Source organism: Rhodanobacter sp. K2T2, from assembly GCF_013408815.1.
Classification (GTDB): Bacteria; Pseudomonadota; Gammaproteobacteria; order Xanthomonadales; family Rhodanobacteraceae; genus Rhodanobacter.
Window position 1 is genome coordinate 134742 of sequence record NZ_JACCCA010000001.1, and the last position, 16416, is coordinate 151157.

Annotated in this window: 13 protein-coding genes; 8 read left to right on the forward strand and 5 right to left on the reverse strand. The window is 64.4% G+C overall.

What is annotated here, in order from left to right; all coding sequences use genetic code 11:
- Window position 1: 1 nt before the first annotated feature.
- Entirely contained in the window at window positions 2-496 is a 495-nt protein-coding gene (locus tag HDE78_RS00510) for a MarR family transcriptional regulator (protein WP_345776012.1), read from the reverse strand.
- A gap of 324 nt (window positions 497-820) precedes the next feature.
- On the opposite strand from HDE78_RS00510, the gene HDE78_RS00515 reads away from it, so the two are divergent.
- From HDE78_RS00515 to HDE78_RS00540, 6 genes are all read left to right on the forward strand, one after another.
- Window positions 821-1468: a 2Fe-2S iron-sulfur cluster-binding protein gene (locus tag HDE78_RS00515; RefSeq protein ID WP_179476574.1), complete on the forward strand. Its 648-nt coding sequence runs from the start codon at window positions 821-823 to the stop codon at window positions 1466-1468.
- A 10-nt stretch (window positions 1469-1478) separates the two neighbouring features.
- Complete coding sequence (locus HDE78_RS00520; RefSeq protein ID WP_179476575.1) at window positions 1479-2480, forward strand: xanthine dehydrogenase family protein subunit M; 1002 nt, start codon at window positions 1479-1481, stop codon at window positions 2478-2480.
- Between the two features lie 68 nt (window positions 2481-2548).
- Entirely contained in the window at window positions 2549-4798 is a 2250-nt protein-coding gene (locus HDE78_RS00525; protein WP_179476576.1) for a xanthine dehydrogenase family protein molybdopterin-binding subunit, read from the forward strand.
- A 133-nt stretch (window positions 4799-4931) separates the two neighbouring features.
- Entirely contained in the window at window positions 4932-6023 is a 1092-nt protein-coding gene (locus tag HDE78_RS00530; RefSeq protein ID WP_179476577.1) for an XdhC/CoxI family protein, read from the forward strand.
- Window positions 6023-6643 carry a nucleotidyltransferase family protein gene (locus tag HDE78_RS00535; protein ID WP_179476578.1) on the forward strand — a complete coding sequence of 207 codons (621 nt, stop codon included), beginning with the start codon at window positions 6023-6025 and terminating at the stop codon, window positions 6641-6643. The genes HDE78_RS00530 and HDE78_RS00535 overlap by 1 nt, the downstream gene beginning before the upstream one ends.
- 97 nt (window positions 6644-6740) lie before the next feature.
- Window positions 6741-9041 (forward strand): FdhF/YdeP family oxidoreductase, encoded by a 2301-nt coding sequence (locus HDE78_RS00540; protein WP_179476579.1) that lies wholly within the window; start codon window positions 6741-6743, stop codon window positions 9039-9041.
- Between the two features lie 99 nt (window positions 9042-9140).
- Here HDE78_RS00540 and HDE78_RS00545 read toward each other — a convergent pair whose 3' ends face one another.
- Entirely contained in the window at window positions 9141-9851 is a 711-nt protein-coding gene (locus HDE78_RS00545; protein WP_179476580.1) for a metal ABC transporter permease, read from the reverse strand.
- 327 nt (window positions 9852-10178) lie between these two features.
- The gene (locus HDE78_RS00550; protein WP_179476581.1) at window positions 10179-11807 is read right to left on the reverse strand and encodes an FAD-dependent oxidoreductase; all 1629 of its coding nucleotides are present in this window, start codon (window positions 11805-11807) and stop codon (window positions 10179-10181) included.
- Between the two features lie 266 nt (window positions 11808-12073).
- On the opposite strand from HDE78_RS00550, the gene HDE78_RS00555 reads away from it, so the two are divergent.
- Window positions 12074-12613 carry a DUF2058 domain-containing protein gene (locus HDE78_RS00555; RefSeq protein ID WP_179476582.1) on the forward strand — a complete coding sequence of 180 codons (540 nt, stop codon included), beginning with the start codon at window positions 12074-12076 and terminating at the stop codon, window positions 12611-12613.
- A gap of 22 nt (window positions 12614-12635) precedes the next feature.
- On the opposite strand, the gene HDE78_RS00560 is transcribed toward HDE78_RS00555, so the two are convergent.
- On the reverse strand, window positions 12636-12980 hold the full coding sequence (locus HDE78_RS00560; RefSeq protein ID WP_179476583.1) for a hypothetical protein: 345 nt from the start codon (window positions 12978-12980) through the stop codon (window positions 12636-12638).
- Between the two features lie 23 nt (window positions 12981-13003).
- Entirely contained in the window at window positions 13004-14269 is a 1266-nt protein-coding gene (locus HDE78_RS00565; RefSeq protein ID WP_179476584.1) for a molybdopterin molybdotransferase MoeA, read from the reverse strand.
- A gap of 478 nt (window positions 14270-14747) precedes the next feature.
- Between HDE78_RS00565 and HDE78_RS00570 the strand changes: the two genes are divergently transcribed.
- Complete coding sequence (locus HDE78_RS00570) at window positions 14748-16409, forward strand: OFA family MFS transporter (protein ID WP_179476585.1); 1662 nt, start codon at window positions 14748-14750, stop codon at window positions 16407-16409.
- Window positions 16410-16416: the final 7 nt, after the last annotated feature.

Below are 16416 nucleotides of genomic sequence, written 5' to 3' on the forward strand. Positions count from 1 at the left end.
CTTAGGCGGATAGTCCGTTCAACATTTTTTTCAGCAGCTTCTCCAGCTGTTTTTGCTCGGCCGAACTCAGGTCGCGGCCCTGACGCTCCAGCAGCCCGCAGATGTCGGGCAGAAAACGGTTGATCAGAGCCAGACCGGCTGGGGTGAGGCTCAGCTCCACCTTGCGTCGATCTTCGGCGCTGCTGGCGCGCACGACCAGCCCCTTTTCGCACAGCTCGTTGGTCAGGCGGGTGATATTGGCCGATTTCTCGCCAGCTGCCTCGGCCAACTCCGATGGCAGCATCGTGCCGCTTTCCGTGCCGTAAATCATCATCATCAGGTTGTATTCGGGATGATTGATCCCGTAAGGCTTGAGGATGGCGTTGGCGTCATCGTGCATCGCCTTGTGAATGTGCTTGATCAGGCGTGCCAGCTTGCCCGGACCCATGGGAAAAGAAGGGTACTTTTTGCAGGTGACTGCCAGACGCTGTTCGGTGGGAGCAAAGCTGTTGTTCACTGGCGCATACCGTTTGGCTCGTGTGATTATAGTTTATATATGTAATATATGTTTGTAAATATATAGGCGCCTGCACCTGCAAATGCCTGCCACAGACGACGCAAACCAAGCTCACCGAAAGTTGACTTGGCGCTCGATAGCCTGCGTCTGTCGTCCATGACTGGATTGTCCGAAACGCGCCACCTGGTCCAGAACGCACCATCGCAGCATGACCCTGCTGCCTTGTCCCCTGCCCGCCCCCGCTCGACCCCTCTTTTAACGCAGCCCATGGAAGGTTCTGCGTAACGCCATTCAACGCGACCAAGCCAGCCTCAGGAGCCAGCCATGTCCGAGAAGAAATCGGGAGCCGACGTTCCCGCCACCCACGCACCGATCGATAGTGCCACGCTGAGCCGCAGAAATTTCCTGCAGATGGTCGGCGTGACCGGTGCGGCCACCGGTCTGGGTTTGCCAAAGGCCGGCCATGCGGTGCCGCTCGCTGCCACCGCGGAAATCAAGGATGCCGACCCCGGAAAGCTTTCCTTGAAGCTGAAAGTCAACGGCAGCAACCAGACCTTGCGCGTCGACCCGCGCACGACGCTGCTCGACGCGTTGCGCGATCACCTGCAGCTCACCGGCAGCAAAAAAGGCTGCGATCACGGGCAATGCGGTGCCTGCACGGTTCATGTAAATGGTCGACGGGTGAACGCCTGCCTGAGTCTTGCCGCCATGCACGAAGGCGACGAGATCACCACCATCGAAGGCCTCGGTAAACCCGGCAGCCTGCATCCGATGCAGCAGGCGTTTCTGCAGCACGACGGCTACCAATGCGGCTACTGCACGTCGGGCCAGATCATGTCGGCCACCGCGCTATTGCATGAACCCTGTGGCTCGGCCAATGCCGACGTCAAGGAAGCCATGAGCGGCAACATCTGCCGCTGCGGCGCGTATTCCAACATCGTTGCGGCGATTCAGCAGGTCCGCAAAGCCTGAGGAGCGAGACATGGAACCTTTTACCTATTCGCGTGCCAGTCAGACGCGCGATGCGATCGCGGCGGCGGCCAGTGCCAGTACCGCCCAACAGGGTGCCGAAGTACGTTTCGTCGCCGGTGGCACTACCCTGATCGACCTGATGAAGCTCAACGTGGAGCGACCGCAGCAGGTGGTCGATATCAATCATCTGCCGTTGAGCGAGGTGGAGACGCTGGCCGATGGACGGCTGAAGATCGGCTCGCTCGTGCGCAACAGCGACCTTGCCCACCACCCGGTCGTGCAGCGCGATTACGCGGTGCTGTCCGAGGCACTGCTGGCCGGTGCGTCCGCGCAGCTGCGCAATATGGCCAGTACCGGCGGCAACCTGTTGCAGCGCACGCGCTGCAATTACTTCCGCGATGCCGACATGCCGTGCAACAAGCGCGAGCCGGGCAGCGGTTGCTCGGCGATCAAGGGCGCCAACCGCAATCTGGCCATTCTCGGCACCAGCGATCACTGCATCGCCACCAATCCGTCGGACATGAATGTGGCGCTGGCGGCGCTGGAGGCGGTGATCGTGGTGCAAGGCACGCAGGGCGAGCGGCAGGTGCCGATCGACGCGTTTTTCCTGCTACCGGGCACCACGCCGGAGCGCGAAACGCTGCTGCAGCCGGGCGATCTGATCACCCATGTGCTGCTGCCTGCGCCGGTCAAGGGTGCGCGCTCGCACTACCTGAAACTGCGCGATCGCGCCTCGTACGAGTTCGCCCTGGCGTCGGCCGCCGTGGTGTTCGCCACGGACGCCGGCAAGATCAGCCACGTGCGCATTGCGCTCGGCGGCGTCGGCACCAAGCCGTGGCGTTCGCCGGAGGCGGAGAAAGCCCTGCATGGGCAGGCGTCCACGCCGGAAAATTTCGCCGCCGCGGCGGCCGTCGCCCTGCGCGACGCGCAGCCGCAGAGCGAGAACGCCTTCAAGGTAGATCTGGCGCAGCGCTGTCTCACGCATGCGCTCGCCACCGTAGCGAACGTCTGACCGCGTCGCCACGATCGCCTGCTTCGCGCGTACCGACAATTCGAGATCGATGTTTCGAGGAACCGCCCATGTCTACCGACACCCCATCCAGCGATAAAACGGCCACCACGTCCCTGCCCGTCATCGGCCGCTCGGCCACGCGCATCGACGGGCCGCTCAAGGTGAGCGGCGTAGCGCGCTACAGCTCCGACTTCCACTTTCCCGGCATGCTCTACGCCGTGCCCGTGTGCGCGCGCATCGCCAGCGGCACGATCCAGTCGATCGATACCGCGGCAGCGGCGGCCATGCCCGGCGTGCAGAAAATCTACACGCGCGAAAACATCGGCACGTTCTATCGCGTCCCCAAATCGAGCAAGGCGCAGATCGACGAACGCCGCCCGCCGCTGGAAGACGACGAGGTGCGCTACTACGGCCAGTATGTGGCCATGGTCGTTGCCGACACCTTCGAGCAGGCCACCGCGGCGGCCGACAAGGTGGTGGCGACCTACGCCGGCACGAAAGCTCCCGATGTCCGCATGAAACTCAGCCCGGACGAGAAGCCGGAAACCGACACCGAGCGCGGCGATCCGGACAAGGCCTTCAGCAAAGCGGCCGTCACCGTCGACCACGTCTACACCACCCCGCCGGAAACGCACAATCCGATCGAGCTGCATGCCAGCGTGGCGCTGTGGGACGGCGAGCGCTTCACCTTGTACGAAACTTCGCAGGCGATCATGAATCACCGCGCGGTGATGGCGAAGATGCTCGGCGTGCCGCAGGAGAATCTGCGCGTGATCACCGAATATCTCGGCTCTGGCTTTGGCGGCAAGCTGTGGCCGTGGCCGCACGCGCTGCTGGCGGCCGCAGCCGCGCGCGACCTGCATCGCCCGATCAAGCTGGTGGTGACGCGGCAGATGATGTTTCACAACGTCGGCCACCGCACCAACACGCAGCAGCGCGTGCGACTCGGCGCCGGCAAGGACGGCAAGCTGGTCTCGCTGCAGCAGGATTTCATCCAGCACAGCTCGCGCCTGGACGACACCAAGGAAGACTGCGGCGAGGCGACCGGTTTTCTGTACAGCACGCCGAACCTGCGCGTGACCTCGGCCTTCGCCCGTCGCGATATCGCGCCGAACACCTCTATGCGCGGTCCCGGCGCAGTGCCCGGTTTGTACGCGGTGGAATCGGCCATGGATGAGCTGGCCATCGCCCTGAAGATGGACCCGGTCGAACTGCGCCTGATCAACGAGCCAGAAATCGACGAAAGCAAGAACATACCGTTCTCGTCGCGACATCTGAAGGAATGCCTGACCACCGGTGCGGAAACATTCGGCTGGTCGAAGCGCAACCCTGCGGTGGGCTCGATGCGCGACAAGGGCGTGATCCTGGGCTGGGGCATGGCCGCATGCAGCTGGATTGCCTCGCGCGCCGACGCCACCGCCAGCGTGATGATCAACGCCGACGGCAGCGTGCGCGTGGCCAGCGGCACGCAGGACATCGGCACCGGCACCTATACGATGCTGGCGCAGATGGTCTCCGAATTGATCGGCGTCGACATGGACAAGGTCAAGGTGGTGATCGGTGACAGTAGCCTGCCGGCCGGTCCCTTCTCAGGCGGGTCCATGGCCACGGCGTCGCTGATCCCCGCGGTGGCCGAGGCCTCACGCGAGGCTATCGAGCAACTTCTGAAAAGCGCCAGCGAAAGCGATGCAGCGTTCGCCAAGATCGATGCGGACGAGCTGGCTTTCACCGACGGCCGCGTGCATCGCAAAAACGAATCGGCCGATCGGGGCCGTCGCTTCGAGGACGTTCTGGCCGCCGCACGCCTCGGCCACGTCGAGGGCAGCGGCAAGGCCAAGGGCACGATGAACGACAAGCACCCGAAATATTCGTCGCACTCCTACGGCGCGCATTTCGTCGAGGTGAGCTGGGAGCCGGCGATCGCCCAGCTGCGCGTCAGGCGCGTGGTCAGCGTGATCGACGCCGGCAAGATCATCAACCCGATGACCGGCCGCAACCAGATCGAGGGTGCGGTGACCATGGGCATCGGCATGGCGCTGTTCGAGGAAACCCGCTACGACGCGCGCAACGGCATGGCGATCAACAGCAACCTCGCCGACTACGTCATGGTGACCCACGCCGACGCGCCCGATATCGACGTGGTGTTCCTCGACTACCCCGACACCAAGCTCAACGAGATGGGTGCGCGCGGCATTGGCGAAATCGGTATCGCCGGGCTGGCGGCGGCGGTCACCGCGGCCGTACATCACGCCACCGGCATACGCGTACGCGACCTGCCGGTGCACGTCGAGGATCTGCTGGTGTCGAAAGTCGCCTGAGTACCACCGCATGTCGGGCGCAACGCAGCGGGCCGGTCAGTCGCATGATCGGCCCGCTGCGTTGGCGCCGCGCGCAGCCTATGCTGTGTCCTGGGGCGCACCCTGATTTTTCCGATTCCACTTCGAGGTAGGCATGAATTCGGCGCAAGAACTCGCCACGCTGATCGCCGCGCTGCGCACGCTGTCGCACGATGCGCAGCCCCGAGCCGCCCTGGCCACCCTGGTGCGCACGCGCGGCTCGACCTTTCGTCGCGCCGGCACGCGCATGCTCGTGCTGGCTGACGGCAGCGTGGTGTGCGAACTCTCCGGCGGCTGCCCGCAGCGCGACATCGTGCAGCGCGCGCTGGAGGTGATGACAAACGGCGCGCCGCGGTTGGTCAGCTACAACGCCGAATCCGGCCTCGATGTGCTGATGGAAATGGGCTGCGGCGGCGAGCTTGAGGTGCTACTCGAACCGCTGCTGGCGCCCAAGGCGATGGACTTCGTCGACGCGTTGGCCGACTGCATGGCGCAGCGGCGCAGCGCCCGCATGGCCACGGTGTTCGCCGTCGACAGCGCGGTGGTGCCGCCGCAGCGTCTGCTGTGGTGCGGCGACGAGGTGCTTTACGACAGCATCGGCGATGCCGCCGTGATGCAGGCGATCTTCGACGCCATCGCCTCGAACGACGCGGCACGCCCGGTTGCCCTGCACCTGAGCTGCATGCAAGGCAAGGTCGACGTACTGGTGGAACCGGTCGCACCGCCGCACGCGTTGATCGTGATCGGCGACAGCGCCGCCGCGCGCGCGCTGCTGCCCGTGGCAAGCGCGCTGGGCTGGCAGACGACCCTGGTCGATCACGATCCCGAGCGCCTTGCGGCCATCGACCTGCCCGCTGGACTGCGCGCCGTCTGCGCGGCACCGGACAAGGTTCGCGACGCGCTGCCGCTGGATGCGCACAGCTCGGTCGTAGTGATGACCCACAATATAGAACGCGACATGGCTTACCTCGCCGCGCTGCGCGATGCGCCGGTCGCCTATCTCGGCACCCTGGGTTCGCGTGAGCGCGTGGGCCGCATGCGTGGCGATGTACAGCTCAAGGGCATTCGGCTGCATGCGCCGGCAGGCCTGGATATCGGTTCGGAAACACCCGAGGAAATCGCCCTCGCCGTCGCCGCCGAAATCATGGCCGTGATCAACGGCCGCAGCGGGGGCCCGCTGCGCGACAACGAAGGCGCGATCCACTGATGGCCGAACGCCGCGACAGTGCGCCGGTGATCGTGCTGCTGGCCGCCGGTGAAAGCCGGCGCTTCGGCGGCATCAAGCAGCTGGCCGATATCGATGGCGAAACGATGGTTCATCGCGCTGCCCGCACGGCGCTCGCCACCGGTGTAGCACTCATCGTCGTGACCGGCGCCAACGCCGGGCAAGTCGGCGCCGCGCTGTCCGACTTGCCGCTTCATATCGTCCACCACGCCGGCTGGGCCGACGGTATGGGCAGCTCGCTCGCTGCCGGCATCCGCTACGTGGTCGATCGCTATCCCCAAGCCACCGGCGCCCTGCTGTGCCTCGCCGATCAGCCGCTGCTGAGAACAGCTTGCTACACCCGAATGCTGGCGCGGCATCGGCAAAAGCCCGACCGAATTCTGGCGACGGAGCAACATGGCGTAGCCGGGCCACCGACCCTTTTTCCGCAGGACTGCCTGACCGAATTGATGCACTGGTCCGGCGACCGAGGCGCTCGGGCCTTGCTCCGGCGGGAGAACGACCGCGTGGAGTCGTTCACATGGCAAGGCATCATCGACGTCGACAGCCCCGATGACTTGAAGCTGGCGCGATCGCAGTTAGCGGCCAATCGCCTCGATTAGGCGGCAAACGGTCACACCATTCCCACGCATGCCGTAACATCATTTGCCAGCGCAGCATTCGCTACTGAGCCTCCGGCATCGAGCAAGGTGATAGTCCATGAGTGAGAAAAAGGTTCCCGGCGTTGGCGAATACGACGGCCCCGCCGGTGGCTGGGGCGCATTGCGAGCGGTGGCCGGCGCCATCAGCAAGCAGATGGCGGTGGTGCGCGAAACCTCTGCGATGCGGCGGATGAATCAGCCGAACGGCTTCGACTGCCCCGGCTGCGCGTGGCCCGATCCGAAGCACACCTCGTCGTTCGAGTTCTGCGAGAACGGCGCCAAGGCAGTCAGTTGGGAAGCGACGTCGAAGCGCGCCACGCCGGATTTTTTTGCAAAGCACAGGGTGAGCGAGCTGTGGGGCTGGCACGATCATCAGCTGGAGGACGAAGGCCGACTCACGCATCCGCTGGCCTACGACAAGGCGAGCGATACCTATAGGGAAGTGTCGTGGGAGGAAGCGATGCAGCGCATCGCGGCCGGCCTGCGCGCCCTGCCCGATCCGAATATGGCCGAGTTCTATACCTCCGGCCGCGCGTCGAACGAAGCCGCATTCCTCTATCAGCTGTTTGCGCGCGAGTACGGTACCAATAATTTCCCCGACTGTTCCAACATGTGTCACGAAGCCACCAGCGTCGGCCTGCCGCAGTCGATCGGCGTCGGCAAGGGCACGGTATCGCTGGAAGACTTCGACCACTGCGATGCGATCTTCTCGATCGGCCACAACCCCGGTACCAACCACCCGCGCATGCTCGGCACCCTGCGCGAAGTAGCGCAGCGCGGCGCGCTGATCATCGTGTTCAACCCGTTGCCCGAGCGCGGGCTGGAGCGTTTTGTCTCCCCGCAGAGCCCGGCGGAAATGCTGACCGGCAACGCCACCCAGCTCGCCACTACCTATTACAAGGTCAAGGTCGGCGGCGACGTGGCCGTGCTCAAGGGCATGATGAAGTACGTGCTGGCCGCCGATGCCGCCGATCGCGCGGCCGGTGGACCGGGCAAGCTGGACGACGCGTTTATCGCCCAGCATACGGTCGGCCTAGACGCGCTGGTAGACGATCTCAACGTCACGACCTGGGAGACGATCGAGCGCAAATCCGACCTGTCGCGCGCCGATATCGAGGCGGCAGCGTCGGTCTACGTCAACGCCGAACGCGTCATCGTCTGCTACGGCATGGGCATCACCCAGCACAGGCACGGCACCGAGAATGTGCATCACATCGCCAACCTGCTGCTCATGCGCGGCAATATCGGCCGTGAGGGCGCAGGCATCTGTCCGCTGCGCGGACACTCCAACGTGCAGGGCGATCGCACGGTCGGCATCACCGAAAAACCCAATGACGAGCTGCTCCATGGCATCCGCAAGCGCTTCGGCTTCGAGCCGCCGAGCGCGCACGGGCACGATGCGGTAGAGGCGGTCAAGGCGATACGCGACGGCCGATCCAAGGTGTTGATCTGCCTCGGCGGCAATCTGGCCGTGGCGATGTCCGACCCGGAAGCCACGTTTGCAGCGATGGCCAAACTCGATATGGCCGTACATATCGCGACCAAACTCAATCGCTCGCACCTGATTCTGGCGCGCGAGTCGATCATCCTGCCCTGCCTGGGTCGTACCGAGCTGGACCTGCAGGCCGGCGGTTTCCAGTCGGTGACAGTGGAAGATTCGATGTCGATGGTGCATGCCTCGCAAGGTCGGCTGAAGCCGGCGGCGCAGACGCTGCGCTCCGAGCCGGCTATCGTCGCGATGATGGCGATGGCGACGCTGCCGAATACCAAGGTCGACTGGCAGGCGATGATCGACGATTACGACCTGATCCGCGACAGCATCGAAGCGGTGTTTCCGATTTTCAAGAATTTCAACGAACGCGTGCGCAACCCCGGCGGCTTCCGCCTGTATATCGCCGCCTGCGAACGGATCTGGGCGACGCCCGACAAGCGCGCGCACTTTCTCGTCGGCAAAGGGCTGGACGAGGACGGTCCGGAAATCAAGGACGCGCTTACGCTCACCACCATCCGCTCGCACGATCAGTACAACACCACGATCTACGGCATGGACGATCGCTATCGCGGCATCACCGGTCGGCGCGACGTGATCTTCATCCATCCCGGCGATCTGGCAGCGCGCGGCCTGCAGCACGGCGACCGCATCGACGTGGAAACCGTGTCCAGCCAGACCAACGGCAGCGACCCGCGCGCCGTGCGCGGATACACGGCGGTGGCTTACGAGATCGCCCGGGGCTCGGTGGCGATGTACTACCCGGAAGGCAACTCGCTGGTCGCCCTGGAAAATTACGACGAACGTTCGGGCACGCCGGCGTACAAGTCGGTGCCGGTAAAGATCGTGTCGGCCCGCCAGACGGCTTGAAACATTGCGTCATCGAAAAGGCCTTGTTCGCGACGCGAGCAAGGCCATCCCGTTTTCAAGCATCGCACCTGCGATTTCTCGCAAGTGCGAAACGCACCATTACATCGGCGGCACCGTACCGTTGAGGCCGACAGCCACCAGACCAGCACCGACCGGATTACCCGGTTTGCCGACCACGAACACGTGCGCGCCCTTGACGATGGCCGTCTTGTCGGCCGCCTGGAAGGTCACTACCGGTACGTTGGCCGGCACATTGATGGTCTTTTCGCCCTTGCCGTAGTCGACCACGAGCGTGCGTGCGCCGCTGCCAGTGGAAGTCTTGACCGTACCGTTGGTCATCGCCGACATGGCCGGATGCTTCATCGTCTTGACGGTGCCGCTGGTCATCGCCGAAGCCATGACGCTGCCATTGGTCATGGCTGAGGCAGCACCGCTCTTGGCCGGCAGATCCCAGGCGTAATCGCCCAACCCGGAGCCCTTCATCGCATCGGGGAACACCACGACTTCGAGTGCGCGGGCACCGGAGGTACCGGGCACATTGGCAGTACCGATAAACGTGCCGGCCTTGATCGCGTCGAGGGTGCTTGGCACCACGCCGGTGATCTTGGTATCGGGAGCCACGGCAATCGTCTGCGTGCCGGCAGGCGTCTGCACGGTGAAGCCTGCGTCGGTTACCGCAAGCACGGTGCCGCGGATATGCACCGGTGTCGCCGGCTGATCGGCGGCAACGACAGTCGTGCATGCAGTAAGGGCGAGCCCTGCTGCCATGGCGGTGAGGATGGCCTTGCGCTGGAGTGCGATCGTGTTCATGTGTCTGTCCTTGGTTGAGTAATGCGTTCGTGGATAAGTGCCCGACCTGTGCCATTCGCCCTGGAGCAACGAAAGGTTACGTCCTCCGATGCCGCCACTGCGTTGAAAGATGACTTCTCTGGCCACTGTTCAGGGAAAGTTTGCCCATCGTGAACCTAGAGTCGTAAGGCCTTGTGAACCGCCAGCCGCGCTTCGGCTTAAGGCCGTGCCCTTTCATGGTGGGGCACCGGGATGCAAGCGCAGTGGCGTGATGCCGGACTACGCGCTGAAATCCCACGGTGGATTGATCGGCACAAAAATTTACGGGAAACGCATCGGCGAGGAAGCCTACGACATCATCTCGGTCACCGCCGCAGCAGAAACCTCGCGCACGCCCAAGATAAAGTCCGCGGCGCGCTCGCCGATCATCGCGCTGGGCGCCTGGGTGTTGCCCGAAATCAACGTGGGCATGATCGAGGCATCGGCAACACGCAGATGACTCACGCCGCGTACGCGCAATTGCGGATCGACCGGCGCCTGCGCATCGCTACCCATGCGGCAGGTACCGACAGGGTGGTAGATGGTGTCGGCATGATCGCGAATGCTCTGGCGCAGCACGTTCTCGTCCGCGCTGTCGGCGTTGTAATAAGTCTTGCCGGCGTAACGCGCAAACGCCGGCGCCGCCAGAATGCTCTGCGCGATGCGCGTGCCCGCCACCAGCGTGTCCAGATCGCCGGGATGCGACAGGTAACCCGGATCGATCATCGGCGCCTTGCGGATATCGTTCGACGCCAGCCGCACCACACCGCGGCTCTGCGGCCGCAGGTTGCATACGTGCAGGCTGAGTCCGCGCGTGAGATGCGTCTTGCGGTTGTGGTTGTCGACGATGCCGATGCACAGATGCAACTGGATATCCGGGCGATCCAACTCCTTGCGCGTTTTCAGGAAACCACCCGCCTCGGCCACGTTGCTGGTCAGCATGCCGGTACCCTGCCTGTACGGCTTGATCGCCCGCAGGATTTGCGGAAACACCGACGGCACGATGCCGAGCAGCTCGCGGTCGTTGGTGGCGCGGCAGATAGTGAAGTCCAGATGGTCCTGCAGATTGCCGCCGACCTCGGGGCTGTTGTGCAGCACGTCGATGCCCATGGAGCGAAGGTGATCGGCTGGACCGATGCCCGACATCATCAGCAGCTGCGGCGTGCCGAAGGCGCCGGCGGAGAGCACCACTTCGGCACGCGCGGCAAATACCTTGCCGTCGACACAGCGGATGCCGGTCGCACGGCCCTGCTCGATCAGCACGCGCTCGACCTGCGTCGTGGCGATGACGGTGAGATTCTTGGGCGCCAGGCCACCGATATAGGCGCGGGCGGCGTTGTAGCGGCTGCCGTTCTTCTGGAAGACCTGATACTGCCCTATGCCCTCCTGCGTGGCGCCGTTGAAGTCTGGATTCAGCGGGTGGCCGCACTGCTGGGCGGCCTCGATGAAATTTTTGGCGCAATCGGTGGGGCTGGCCAGGTCGGCCACATTCAATGGCCCGCCGGTGCCGTGCCATTCGCTGGCGCCGCGTTCGTTGTTCTCCGCGCGCAGGAAATACGGCATCACCTCACGCCACGACCAGCCGACGGCGCCGGCGTTCGACCAATCGTCGTAGTCCTCGTGCTGGCCACGCATATAGATCATCGCGTTGATCAGGCTGGAGCCACCCACGCCGCGCCCGCGCGGCTGCACGCCGCGCCGTCCGCCGAGGCCCGGCTGCGGCACGGTGAGATAGGAATAGTTGCGTGCGTTTTGAAACGGCACGAGGCCCGCTACGCCCACGGGTACATCCGACAGCACGCCGCTCTTGGCCGGCCCGGTTTCCAGCAGCAGCACGGTGCCGCCTGGCCGCGCTTTCGCCAGCCGCGTGGCGGTAGCGCAACCGGCCGGCCCCGCGCCGACGACGATATAGTCAAACGTGGCAGTAATCGATGACATGGCTGGAGCCTCTGATAGGTGCCGCGGCCGATGGCCGCGCGGCACGGCGTCGGATGGGCTTGCGCGCCTGCCGAACGGCACGCTAGCACAGGCTTTCGGCGATTCCACGCTTCGTTGCAGCATGAAAAATGCCGCGCGGGAATGAGGCTTTCAAACGCGAATATCGAAGGTCCGACGTGTACTTGTCGTGGCCAGTGGACCGATACCACCAGGCAGCGGCGCTACAATAGAACGCTCGGATATCACCTACCACCCCATCGATCCCCATGCGCAATCCTCTGCAGGAACAGCTGCTCAAAGCCGGCCTGGTCAACAAGACCAAGGCCGCTCAAGTCGTGCGCGAGCAGACCAAGCAACGCCACGGCAAAACCCCGACGCCAGCGCTGACCGAACAGGTCGACGCGCAGCGCCTGCAGGCCGAACGCGCCGAGCGCGATCGCGCGCTGGCAGCCGATCGCAATGCGGCGGCACGCGCCGCCGAGCAGCGCGCGCAGGTGCGCCAGATCGTCGAGGCACACAAGGTGAAGCGCGAGGGCGAGATCGCCTATCGCTTCACCGACGCCGCGGCGATCAAGAGCGTGCTGGTCAACGAAGCGCTGCGGGCACAGCTGGCCAGCGGTACGCTGGCGATCGTGCGCCACGATCAGGGTTACGAACTGCTGCCGCGCGTCGCGGTGGACAAGGTCTATGCGCGTGATCCGGCGATGATCGTGCTGGATCACGGTCGCGCCGATGCGAGCCAGTCGGAAAGCGACGAGGACGCGTTCTACAAGCAGTTCGAAGTGCCGGACGATCTGATCTGGTGATCGCTCGGATGGCCGATCGCCGCTAGGACGATCGGCGACGCCTCACGCTATCACGCACGTCGACGTCAAAAAGCAGGGTCAGCACGTCCTCGACGCCGGCGCCCGAGAGAGAAAACCGCAAGCCTTCGCGCGTCGGCAGACGGCTCGCGTGTTCGCGCACGGCGGCCTCCGGCAGCGCGATTTTCCAGGCCTCGGCCTTCCCTGTCAGGTTTGCCGCTTCGGTTTCCACCAGGCACAACTCGAAGCCGACGGAAAACGCGTTGGCGAAACGGGTGCGCGCATGGATCGCCTCACCGGCTAGCAGGCGCGCGAGTTCGTCTTCGTCGATGCGCACGCGCAGGTGCTGGCCTTCAATCTGCAGTTTCATAAGAGCACTCGATAAACCGGCCGTCAGTGCGCGACACGCAAACGTGGCGACTCGCCGGGTTCAACGCCGACCACCTGCACTCGGGTTCCGGCAGGACAGTCGCCGGCGTCTTCGGGAAGCACGACCCAGACATCGGCGTCGGCGAACGGGCGAATGCGGAAGGGCTGCTGCTGTTCGGTAACGGTGACGTGCATTTGGCCGTCCGAATGCTGATAGAGGCTGGCTCGCAGAAAGTGCCGCAGGCCGGCTTTGGGCTGCTGAGGTGTGTCGAGCAGGGCATGCATGGCCGGTTCGCCGCCCTGCCCGCTCATCTCGCGCAAGGCCGGCATCACGATAAAGCGCAAACCGGCCGCGACCGCCATCGGCGTGCCCGGCAGCGCGATAACCAGCGGGCCATTCGCGAGCCTGGCGGCCAGCAGGGGCTTGCCGGGACGAATAGCCACCTTGTGGAACAGTAGCTGCGCATGAAAACGGCGCAGCGTGTCCGGCACGAAGTCGTAGCGGCCCATCGAGACGGCGCCGGTGCTGACCACCAGGTCGGCGCCGGCCTCGATGGCGCGCTGCAGGGCGCCGGCATAAGTCACTGCCGTATCGTCCACCGCCTCGCACGCAAGCACCCGCGCGTTGGCCGCGCCCAGCGCCGCGACAAGATAAGGCCCGTTGGAGTTGTGAATGCGCTCGGCGCCCAGTGGATGGGTCGGATCGGACTGCAGCTCCTTGCCCGTGCAAATGATCGCCACACGCGGTCGCGTCACGACGGGCACCGTCGCAACACCCAGGGCGGCCAGCAGCATGATCTGGGCCGACCCGATACGTGTTCCCGCCGACAACACCTGCGCACCCGGCGCCACGTCGGAGCCGGCGTAGCGCACGTTGTCGCCGGCACGCAACGCGTCGCGCAGGCGGATTCGCGTCGGCATACCGGTGGGGCCGGTGGCGAGGCATTCGGTGCGCTCGACGGCGATCACCGCATCGAGGCCTTCGGGCAGCGACGCGCCGGTCATGATCTCGCAGGCGCCATGCCCGACCTCGTGTTGACTGGCCTCGTGCAAGGCATCGCCTGCGGCGTGCGAGCCGTATATGGCGTGTTCCGATCCGGCCGCCCACGGCGTCGCGGCGTTCAAAGCGTAGCCATCCATCGCCGCGTGATCGAACGAAGGCAGCGCGATCGAACTGGTAACGGCCTTCGCCAGCACCCGCCCCACGGCATCGCCGAGCACGCAGTTTTCCCTCGGCAGCGGGCCGATCTGCGCCAGAAGTCGTTCGAGTGCCTGGGTGTAGTTGATCATCGGGTGCCGAGACGGGCTCTTAGAGTCAAGCGGCAAGTTTCTCACGTACGGCGGCGCCGCCAAGCCCTGACGCTGACACATTGTCGCGGCGAACCACGGATTGGCGGTCGAGCCGCACGTTTCGCCGCAAAAATCGCCGGCGAAGGTTGGTATCAGCGACCTTTCCTCGCACCAAAATTTTTACTGCGTTGCAGCGTGATACTTGGTACGGCAACCGTGCATGGTACGGATAGCGGAAGCGGTGAAGCGAAAGCAAGCTGCCGGTAGTGTCAGTCGCTGTCCGAATGACACTGGCATCCATGGGCAGCGGTGTCCAACGCACTTGATCGCGGAGTAACGCATTGAAATATCCAGCGTGAAAGTTTCACTTGGTCGCCAGTGACACGTTCAAAAGCAGTGATCGCAAGACGCGCTCGCCTGGTACGTTCGGCATCGCCGGATATTTGACATTCATACACTCATTAGTGAGAGAACGCTCATGGCAGGGGTACCAGAAGCAGTTGTTTCATCCGCGGGGACAGGGGCCTCTCCGGGTTTTTTCGCGCGGGAACGCACTATCGCAGGACCAAAGTTCAATCGCTGGCTGGTTCCGCCGGCCGCGTTGGCCATCCATCTGTGCATCGGCATGGCTTACGGCTTCTCGGTGTTCTGGCTGCCGATGTCCAAACTGCTCAGTACCACCGACGCTGCCACCTGCGCGAACCTCGGCTTTTTCGCCGCGTTGACCAGTACCAATTGCAACTGGACCGTGGCGCAGGTCACACACATCTTCGAAACGTTTATCGCGGTGCTCGGCATTTCGGCAGCGCTGTGGGGCGGCTGGCTGGAGCACGCCGGCCCGCGCAAGGCCGGTTTCGTCGCGGCGCTGTGCTGGGGCGGCGGCCTGATCATCGGCGGCCTCGGTGTGTCGAGCCATCAGCTGTGGCTGGTCTTTCTCGGCTGCGGCGTGCTCGGCGGCGTCGGTCTCGGGCTCGGTTACATCACGCCGGTGTCTTCGCTGATCAAGTGGTTTCCCGATCGTCGCGGCATGGCGACCGGTTTTGCCATCATGGGTTTCGGCGGTGGCGCGATGATCGGTGCGCCGCTGGCCGCCGCGCTGATGAAGCACTTCGCCGATACCAGCGCGCAAGGCGTCGCCACCACGCTTATCGTGATGGGCGCGATCTATTTCATCGTGATGGCAGCCGGTGCACTCGGCTTTCGCGTGGCACCCAACGGCTGGTATCCGCGTGGCTGGACGCCGGCCGCCAAGGATGCCGGCAAGACCATGGTCACTCATAACCATGTCCATCTCAGCCGCGCGTGGAAGACGCCGCAATTCTGGCTGCTGTGGGCCGTGCTGTTTCTCAACGTGACCGCCGGCATTTCGGTGATCGCGGTGGCCAGCCCGATGCTGCAGGACGTGTTCGGCGGCAAGCTCGCCGGTCTTGCCGATGCAGCAGCCACACTCAGCGCTGCGCAGAAGGCCGCCGTCGTGGCCGCCGCGGCAGGACTGGTCGGACTGATCAGCCTGTTCAATAGCCTAGGTCGCCTGTTCTGGGCATCGCTGTCGGACAAGATCGGCCGCAAGAACACGTATTTCGCGTTCTTCGTTCTCGGCATCATTCTGTACTGCCTGCTGCCGACCTGGGGTCATTTGGGCCTGGCCGGTCTGTTTGTGGCTACCGTCTGCGTGATCCTCAGCATGTACGGCGGCGGCTTTGCCACGATCCCGGCGTATCTGGCCGATCTGTTCGGCACGCAGATGGTCGGCGCCATTCACGGCCGACTGCTCACGGCGTGGTCGGCGGCCGGTGTCATCGGTCCGTTTCTTATTGCCGCGATACGCCAGACCCAGCTCGACGCTGGCGTGGCGAAGAACCTCGTCTACGACAACACGCTGTACATCATGGCGGGCCTGCTGCTGCTCGGTTTGATCTGCAACGCGCTGGTGCGCCCGGTGAAGGCCTCGGTGTTCATGACCGATGCGGAATTGGCGCGTGAACGCGCGCTGCAGCACGAGGATCGCGTCACATCCACCGCCGAGACCTCGGCGCGCGGCGGCTTCGGTGCGGTTGGCGTGCTGGCGTGGCTGGCGGTCGGCGTGCCGTTTCTGATTGGTTTGTACATTGCGCTGGCCAAGGCCGTCGCACTGTTCTGAGAAGCCC

Bases quoted from the DNA above. Each gene is read 5' to 3' on its own strand.
- HDE78_RS00515 (WP_179476574.1), top strand. From the start codon at position 821: ATGTCCGAGAAGAAATCGGGAGCCGACGTTCCCGCCACCCACGCACCG.
- HDE78_RS00520 (WP_179476575.1), top strand. From the start codon at position 1,479: ATGGAACCTTTTACCTATTCGCGTGCCAGTCAGACGCGCGATGCGATC.
- HDE78_RS00525 (WP_179476576.1), top strand. From the start codon at position 2,549: ATGTCTACCGACACCCCATCCAGCGATAAAACGGCCACCACGTCCCTG.
- HDE78_RS00530 (WP_179476577.1), top strand. From the start codon at position 4,932: ATGAATTCGGCGCAAGAACTCGCCACGCTGATCGCCGCGCTGCGCACG.
- HDE78_RS00535 (WP_179476578.1), top strand. From the start codon at position 6,023: ATGGCCGAACGCCGCGACAGTGCGCCGGTGATCGTGCTGCTGGCCGCC.
- HDE78_RS00540 (WP_179476579.1), top strand. From the start codon at position 6,741: ATGAGTGAGAAAAAGGTTCCCGGCGTTGGCGAATACGACGGCCCCGCC.
- HDE78_RS00545 (WP_179476580.1), bottom strand. From the start codon at position 9,851: ATGAACACGATCGCACTCCAGCGCAAGGCCATCCTCACCGCCATGGCA.
- HDE78_RS00550 (WP_179476581.1), bottom strand. From the start codon at position 11,807: ATGTCATCGATTACTGCCACGTTTGACTATATCGTCGTCGGCGCGGGG.
- HDE78_RS00555 (WP_179476582.1), top strand. From the start codon at position 12,074: ATGCGCAATCCTCTGCAGGAACAGCTGCTCAAAGCCGGCCTGGTCAAC.
- HDE78_RS00560 (WP_179476583.1), bottom strand. From the start codon at position 12,980: ATGAAACTGCAGATTGAAGGCCAGCACCTGCGCGTGCGCATCGACGAA.
- HDE78_RS00565 (WP_179476584.1), bottom strand. From the start codon at position 14,269: ATGATCAACTACACCCAGGCACTCGAACGACTTCTGGCGCAGATCGGC.
- HDE78_RS00570 (WP_179476585.1), top strand. From the start codon at position 14,748: ATGGCAGGGGTACCAGAAGCAGTTGTTTCATCCGCGGGGACAGGGGCC.